Genomic DNA, 7,538 nt, shown 5'->3' on the forward strand with positions numbered 1-7,538 from the left:
ACAATCACGTTCGACAACGGCAGGGAGTTTACCCGGCACAAGGAAGTCGCTGACGCGTTGGAAGCGGAAACCTACTTCGCTCATCCATATGCCTCGTGGCAGCGCGGGCTAAACGAGAACACCAATGGGTTGTTGAGGCAGTTTATCCCGAAAGGAACTGACCTGACAGCAGTGACGGATGACGAGCTCCGCAAGTGCCAGGGAGCACTGAATAGCAGGCCACGGAAATGCCTTGGGTTCCGGCAACCTTCAGTGGTCATTGTAGAGCTAAAACAGGCGGCTTAGCGTTGCACTTCGAACTTGAATCCGCTAGGTAAACATAAAAAACTGCTGACAAGCGCTTGAGCCGTGCTGCACGCTTGCTTTTACTGCACGGTCAAACGTACCATGAAGCACTTGTTTGTCGAGGGGATGGCTAATGTTCACGGGAAGTATTGTTGCACTCGTAACGCCGATGGATGACAAAGGTAATGTCTGCCGTGCGAGTCTGAAAAAACTGATTGATTACCATATTGCTAGCGGCACCGCGGCAATTGTATCTGTTGGAACCACCGGCGAGTCCGCCACCCTGAGCCAGGATGAACATGGTGACGTGGTTATGTTGACACTGGAACTGGCCGATGGCCGTATCCCAGTGATTGCCGGCACCGGTGCAAACGCCACTGCGGAAGGCGTTTCTTTGACCAAACGTTTCGAAAAATCTGGCGTTGTTGGCTGCCTGACTGTCACGCCGTACTACAACCGTCCGACGCAGAAAGGGTTGTATCAGCACTTTAAAACCATCGCGGAAAGCACCGAGCTGCTGCAGATGCTGTACAACGTACCGGCACGTACCGGCACGGATTTGCTGCCGGAAACCGTCAGTCGTCTGTCCAAAATTAAAAATATTATCGGAATCAAAGAGGCCAGCGGGAACTTATCGCGGGTTAGTCAGATCCAAGAATGGGTAAATGAAGACTTTATTCTGGTAAGCGGCGATGATGCTACCTCGCTCGACTTCATGCACTTGGGCGGGCACGGCGTGATTTCCGTGACGGCAAACATTGCCGCACGTGAAATGGTCGAGCTTTGCGCTCTGGCGCAGCAGGGCAACTTTGCCGAAGCGCGCATCCTGAACCAGCGCCTGATGCATCTGCATCACAAGCTGTTTGCTGAACCGAATCCTATCCCGGTCAAATGGGCCGCGAAACGGTTAGGATTAATAGCAACCGATACGCTGCGTCTGCCAATGACGCCGCTGACCGATGCCGGTCGTCCGGTTGTCGAGCAGGCACTGAAAAACGCTGGCCTGCTTTAAATTTAGGGAGAATTAATGGCTTACTCAGTACAAAATTCCACGGTAGCGAAAGTCGTGGGACTGTCGTTGGTCATGCTGCTGGCAGCATGTTCAAATGACCAGCGTTACAAGCGTCAGGTGAGCGGTGATGAATTCTACCTGCAGGCAGTCGAGCTTAGCGATCTGCGCGCTCCTGCTGGCATGATCCTTCCGATTCAAAATAGCCACTTTGATATTCCGTTGGTCAACCCTAATGGGCAGGTAGGTAAGCAGCTGGACATCCGTCCGCCAGCGCAGACTCTGGCTAGTACCCGTAGCCAGTTTGCCGGTAACACCGGTACGCTGATGGTCGACAGCCGCAGTGCTATCTGGCCACAGGTCATTGACGCGGTGCAGTTACTGAAGTTCCCTATTGCCGATCGTCAGGATGCGCGTCAATCACTGACCACTGACTGGGTACAGTGGAATCGTGCTGATGAAGATAATCAGTACCGTGGTCGCTATCAGCTGAACGTTCAGCCGCAGGCAGGCCAGCAGGTTCTGATGGTGGAACTGCTTGAGCTGCAGCAGCAGGATAAAACGGTCACTTCGCCAGTGCAGATCCAGCGTTATACCGCACAGATGCTGAACGAAATCAGCGCCGCAATGAATAAGGTTGAAACCACACGTGAAGATGCTGCTGCCAGCCGCAGCCCAACGCAAATTGACGTACAGAGCGGTGCCGATGATACCGGCTTGGCTAATCTGATCCTGCGTGCACCGTTCAACGTGGTCTGGCAGCGCCTGCCGGCAACGCTGAAGCGCATTGGCATGGAAGTAACCGACAACAACCGCTCACAGGGTAGCCTGAACGTGACGTATAAAGCGCCAAGCCGCAATACCTTTGACGAAATTGGTGCCAAGGATCCAGCACTGAAAAACGGCGACTACAAACTTCAGATCGGTGACCTCGATAACCGTAGCAGCCTGCAGTTCCTCGACCCTAAAGGTCACCCGCTCACCCAGTCGCAGAACGATGCGCTGGTGGCGGTGTTCCAAGCCGCATTCAGCAAGTAAGCCACAAGGCCGGAAAATTCCGGCCTTTTTATTTTCGCCTGACGTAAAGATTGCTTCGGTTTTTTACGTGTGGAACATATAATTCCGGCAGGCAAAATATTAACGGGGCGGCATGGCCGGTCCAACAGTAACAGTTCATTATCGTTTGGAGTTAAACAAGATGCAGAAGAAAGCTGAGTTGTATCGCGGCAAAGCGAAAACCGTTTACAGCACCGAAAACCCGGATCTTTTGGTACTCGAATTCCGTAACGATACGTCAGCGTTGGACGGTGAGCGCATCGAACAGTTCGACCGTAAGGGAATGATTAACAACAAGTTCAATTATTTCATTATGACCAAACTGCAAGAAGCCGGTATCCCAACGCAGATGGAAGCCCTGCTCTCTGACAACGAAGCGCTGGTAAAGAAGCTGGAGATGATGCCGGTAGAGTGTGTGGTCCGTAACCGTGCGGCTGGCTCGCTGGTAAAACGTCTGGGCGTGGAAGAGGGTATGATCCTCAACCCACCGCTGTTTGACCTGTTCCTGAAAGACGATGCAAAAAACGATCCGATGGTTAACGAGTCCTACTGCGAAACCTTCGGCTGGGTTAACAGAGAGAACCTAGCGCGCCTGCGCAAGCTGACCTACAAAGCTAACGAGGTGCTGAGCAAGCTGTTCTCTGACGTGGATCTGATCCTCGTCGACTTCAAGCTGGAGTTCGGCCTGTTCAAAGGCGAAGTGGTGCTGGGAGATGAGTTCTCCCCGGACGGCGCGCGCCTGTGGGACAAAGAGACGCTGAACAAGATGGACAAAGACCGCTACCGTCAGAGCCTCGGCGGCCTGATTGAAGCCTATGAAGAAGTGGCTAATCGTCTGGGCGTGAAACTCGACTAACCCGCTATTTTGAGGTTGGGTGCGTCCGGCTTCCCTCAGCCTTTTGCGCAAAATCCCCTTCTGCTCCCACGTTTTCTGGTTTTCCCCGCTGCATCAGACTAAAATCCACATACGCTGTTTTAAGCGATCACGAGGATAACTGTATACGTTGGCAAGGGCGTCGCGAAAGCGACAATGTAGAAGATCGCCGTAACGAGTCCGGAACGGACGGCGGCGGGCGTATGCGTATTCCCCGTGGTAAAGGCGGAATTATCCTGCTAATTATAGTGGTGGCAGGCTATTACGGTTACGACATCTCCCCGCTTCTGGGTGGAGGGGGGGGGACGGCACGCAGATGACACGAACTTTCCAGCAACAGAGCAAGGCCAGTCCAGGATGAAGCGGCGCAGTTTCAGTTTACCGGCACCATCTTTGCCATGACTGAAGATACTTGGCAGCAGCTGTTCCAGCAGATGGAGAAAAGATGGAAAGCCTCTGCGCTGGTGATGTACCGCAACCTGCGGCGGCTAGGCGGCGATGGGGCGTTATACGGCCCCGGCGACAGCAAATCTATATCGACCTCTTTTTCTATAACGAAATGAAAAATAAACTCGGCGCGGGTGGGGAATTCGCTCAGGGCTATGTGATCGCCCATGAAGTCAGTCACCACGTTCAGCACCTGCTCGGCATTGAGCAGAAAGTTTGCCAGATGCAGCAGGGGGCCAGTCAGATTCAGGTGAATCAGCTGTCAGTGAAGATGGAACTGCAGGCGGACTGTTTTGCCGGCGTTTGGGGCCACTATATGCAGCAGCAGAACGTACTGGAAACCGGTGACCTCGAATCTGCCCTGAATGCTGCAAAGGCAATTGGTGACGATCGTCTTTGCAGCGCGGTCAGGGGCGCGTGGTGCCGGACAACTTTACCCACAGCACTTCACAGCAGAGCTATACCTAGTTTAGAAAAGGCTTCGACGGCGGAAATCCTGGCCAGTGTAATACCTTTGTCGGATAAACGCGGGTGAGTGAGTGGCGCGACGGCACGGCCCGGCTGCAGTGCCAAGGCTGGCGACGACTGCTGGTGATTAGTGGGACAACGCAATGGAGTGAACAGCAGGCTGCAGGCTTAATGGAGCAGCTGCCCGGCGACTGGCTGTGGGTTGGCGAGCCGTCGCATAGCCTGCAAAGCTGCGCGCCATCCGCCATCCGTACGCTGCTCGGGCGCGAGTTCCGCCACGCGGTATTCGATGCCCGCTGTGGTTTTCACGCCGAAGCGCTGGCCGCCCTGTCGGGAACGCTGCAGGCGGGCAGCTGGCTGCTGCTGCTGGTCCCTGAGTGGGACCGCTGGGCGCAGCAGCCTGATGAGGATTCACTGCGCTGGAGCGAGCGCGATGCGCCGTGCGCCACCCCGCGTTTTATTCAGCGTTTGCAGCAGCTGATACAGGCCGATGCCCGGGCTGTGCTCTGGCGGGAAAATCACCCCTTGATATTACCCGTCGCTGAAGCCGTGCCGCAGTGGCTGCCGGACGATGGCAGCCTGCAGCAGCAAATCCTGGCAAAACTTCTGCACGCTCCTCCCGGTGTTCAGGCGATCACCGCAGCGCGCGGGCGCGGCAAGTCTGCGCTGGCGGGCATGCTAGCCGCTGGCTGGCCGGGGCACTGCCTAGTCACCGCGCCGAGCAAAGTTTCCACCGAGGTACTGGCGCAGTTTGCCGGTGATGCCTTCCATTTTATTGCTCCCGACCGCCTGCTGGCCGAAGCGGCGCTGCATCAGCCCGGCGTGGACTGGCTGCTGATTGACGAGGCGGCGGCTATTCCCGCGCAGCTGCTGCACCAGCTGGTAGCGCTGTTTCCGCGCGTGCTGCTGACCACCACGGTACAGGGTTACGAAGGCACTGGGCGTGGCTTCCTGCTGAAATTCTGCGCCGCGTTGCCCAACGTGACGCTGCACCAGCTCGATACCCCATTGCGCTGGGCGGCGAACGATCCGTTGGAGTCGTTTATCAGCGATGCGCTGCTGTTTGATGACCGGGTAGTTGAGCCGCTGCGTGGCAGCATTGGTTACGTGGCGCTGGAACAGCCCGACTGGGTGCAGCAGCCTGCGCGTATGGCAGCAGTTTATCAGCTGCTGACCAGCGCGCACTACCGCACTTCGCCGCTCGACCTGCGGCGCATGATGGATGCGCTTGGCATGCATTTCAGCGCCGCGCTGCAGGGCGACAGCGTGCAGGGCGCGCTATGGCTGGTGGATGAAGGCGGCCTGAGCGCGGCGCTCTCCAGCGCCGTCTGGGCCGGAACCCGCCGCCCGCACGGCAACTTAGTGGCGCAATCGCTGGCGGCGCATGCCGGGCAGGTCGACGCGCCGCAGCTGCGCTCCGGGCGTATCAGCCGTATTGCGGTCACCGCCGCACTGCGCAGGCAGGGCGTCGGTCAGCAGCTGGTGGCGGGCTGTCAGCAGCAGGCGCAGGAGCTAGATTATCTGTCAGTGAGCTTTGGCTTCACCCAAGAGCTCTGGCAGTTCTGGCAGCGCTGCGGCTTTCAGCTGGTACGTATCGGCAGCGTCCGCGAGGCTAGCAGCGGCTGCTACAACGCGATGGCGATTTTGCCGCTCAGCCCTGCTGGACAACGGCTGGCACAGCGTGCCTCACAGCGCTTCGAGCGGGCAGGGGCGTGGTTACGTCGTCAGCTGCCCGCGGAAGAGCTGCCGCTCGCGACGCACTGCTATGCTGATATTGATGAGGATGACTGGCGTGAGCTGGCCGGTTTTGCCTGGGCACAGCGGCCGTTTGGAGCCAGTCTGGCTGCGCTGGGCAGACTGGTCTGCCAGCGCCCCTGCGCACTGCCTCTGCTGAGCGCCTCTCTTCTGGCGCAACAAAGCACTGCTGAAGTGACCACTCAGGCGAAACTCTCCGGGCGTAAAGCGCTGCTGGCTGCGCAGCGCCAAGAAGCCCAGCAGGGGCTGGTAGCGCTGGACAGGCAGCTGGCTGCCCGCTGGCGCCAGTGGCTTAACTCGTTGCAATAAATTCAACGTCATCGTCAAAAACCGTTTATTTTCTTCCGCGCTCAGGGGCAGATCATCACCCCCATCGTTTAAGGAGTAGCGATGGGGCAGATCGGTAACAGGTTTGCGCAGGCGTTTCCGCGCGCGCTGGTGGTGAGTATCGATGGCCTGCAGCCATCCGGTGATGAACTTGGCCGCCAGTGGTTTGCGCCCGACAGCACGGATTTGCAGCTACAGGTGGATGGCGTGATGGCAGAGTTTACCGCCAGCGAGCGTCACTGGCAGCAGCTGAGCGGCATCAAAGCGGACGCCACCGCGCTGGTGCGATTCTCGCAGGGCGAGCATGATGGTGCTCGAAGCGGTGAAAGTGTAGGCGAATCTGGCGGGCAGAGTGGTCGCCTTCAGCGGGCGCTATACCACGCTGCTGCAGCGCGCCAGTCGGCGCACTACTATCCACCTGATCCACGGCGACGATGACAGTACGCTGCCATTTACTCACGCGGATCGCCTGCAGTTTACCGTGCCGCGCCGGTATTTCGACGATGTAGTGGCACACTGATACTTGCGACCTGATCGGAGGTGATATGCTCACCTCCACAACACGAGAGGTGATCAAATGGCTAAACATTTCATGGCTGAATTTAAGCTGGAAGCTGCAAAACTGGCTGTCGACCACGGCTACACATTCGTTAAGGCCGCCGAAGCGGTTAATGTCAGCCATTCCGCTCTGACTCGCTGGGTCAATAAACTCAGGCTGGAGCGACAAAGTAAAACCCCTTCGGGGCTTCCCCCTGATGAATCCCCAGAAAACAAGACAGGCATAGCGTAATGTGATCTAATTGATTGCGCTAACAATTTCAAGGAAATCACCGCTATGCCTGCCCGTGTATTATGCCAAAAATTCTTTAAAAGTGTACTGGAGCCTCTGCATCTTTACCGCCAGAAATCACTGATTGATGCAACCAGTGCTGTCATAAATGGTGCCTCTCTCACTCTTACCAGTATCGGACGTCATTTGACAGGAACAGCATCCGTTAAATAAGGGGCTGTCCTAGATAACTAAGATCATCTAGGATAGTGCCATGAGAAAAAGCAGACTCAGTCAGTACAAACAGGAACGGTTACTTGAACTGTTTATTGCAGGCTCCACAGCCCGTATTGCCGCAGAGCTGGTTGGTGTCCACAGGAACACTGCTGCATACTATTTTCACCGCCTCAGAGTGCTGATAGCCGAGCACGTAGATAGGCACTCCTGGTTTGATGGCGAGATTGAACTGGACGAAAGTTATTTTGGTGGTTGTCGTAAAGGTCAGCGTGGCAGAGGTGCTGCCGGAAAAGTGCCTGTTTTCGGGCTTC

The 7,538-nt window shown here is 56.6% G+C and carries 7 protein-coding genes and 3 pseudogenes; all 10 read left to right on the forward strand.

The features are described from left to right. Positions 1-285 (forward strand): IS30 family transposase (locus tag BBW68_RS14235; protein WP_070135853.1); only part of this gene is annotated, 285 nt, incomplete at its 5' end. Positions 286-418: 133 nt separating this feature from the next. Beyond that, positions 419-1,297: a 4-hydroxy-tetrahydrodipicolinate synthase gene (gene dapA / locus BBW68_RS14240; RefSeq protein ID WP_070135854.1), complete on the forward strand. Its 879-nt coding sequence runs from the start codon at positions 419-421 to the stop codon at positions 1,295-1,297. Positions 1,298-1,312: 15 nt separating this feature from the next. Further along, positions 1,313-2,332, forward strand: coding sequence for an outer membrane protein assembly factor BamC (gene bamC / locus BBW68_RS14245; RefSeq protein WP_070135855.1), 1,020 nt, complete (start codon positions 1,313-1,315; stop codon positions 2,330-2,332). 160 nt (positions 2,333-2,492) lie between these two features. After that, positions 2,493-3,206 (forward strand): phosphoribosylaminoimidazolesuccinocarboxamide synthase, encoded by a 714-nt coding sequence (gene purC, locus BBW68_RS14250; protein WP_070135856.1) that lies wholly within the window; start codon positions 2,493-2,495, stop codon positions 3,204-3,206. Positions 3,207-3,349: 143 nt separating this feature from the next. Beyond that, a pseudogene (gene ypfJ / locus BBW68_RS14255) lies at positions 3,350-4,139 on the forward strand (KPN_02809 family neutral zinc metallopeptidase). Positions 4,140-4,202: 63 nt separating this feature from the next. After that, positions 4,203-6,203 carry a tRNA(Met) cytidine acetyltransferase TmcA gene (locus BBW68_RS14260; RefSeq protein WP_070135857.1) on the forward strand — a complete coding sequence of 667 codons (2,001 nt, stop codon included), beginning with the start codon at positions 4,203-4,205 and terminating at the stop codon, positions 6,201-6,203. A gap of 81 nt (positions 6,204-6,284) precedes the next feature. Then, entirely contained in the window at positions 6,285-6,659 is a 375-nt protein-coding gene (locus BBW68_RS14265; RefSeq protein WP_070135858.1) for an alpha/beta hydrolase family protein, read from the forward strand. Between the two features lie 139 nt (positions 6,660-6,798). Further along, positions 6,799-7,011, forward strand: a complete 213-nt coding sequence (locus tag BBW68_RS14270) for a transposase (protein ID WP_070135859.1) — start codon at positions 6,799-6,801, stop codon at positions 7,009-7,011. A 45-nt stretch (positions 7,012-7,056) separates the two neighbouring features. Continuing rightward, a pseudogene (locus BBW68_RS18990) lies at positions 7,057-7,221 on the forward strand (IS4-like element ISEc60 family transposase); the annotation flags it as partial. 43 nt (positions 7,222-7,264) lie between these two features. Further along, positions 7,265-7,538 (forward strand): annotated as a pseudogene (locus BBW68_RS17210) (IS1595 family transposase); the annotation flags it as partial.

The organism is Candidatus Erwinia dacicola (assembly GCF_001756855.1).
Classification (GTDB): Bacteria; Pseudomonadota; Gammaproteobacteria; order Enterobacterales; family Enterobacteriaceae; genus Erwinia; species Erwinia dacicola.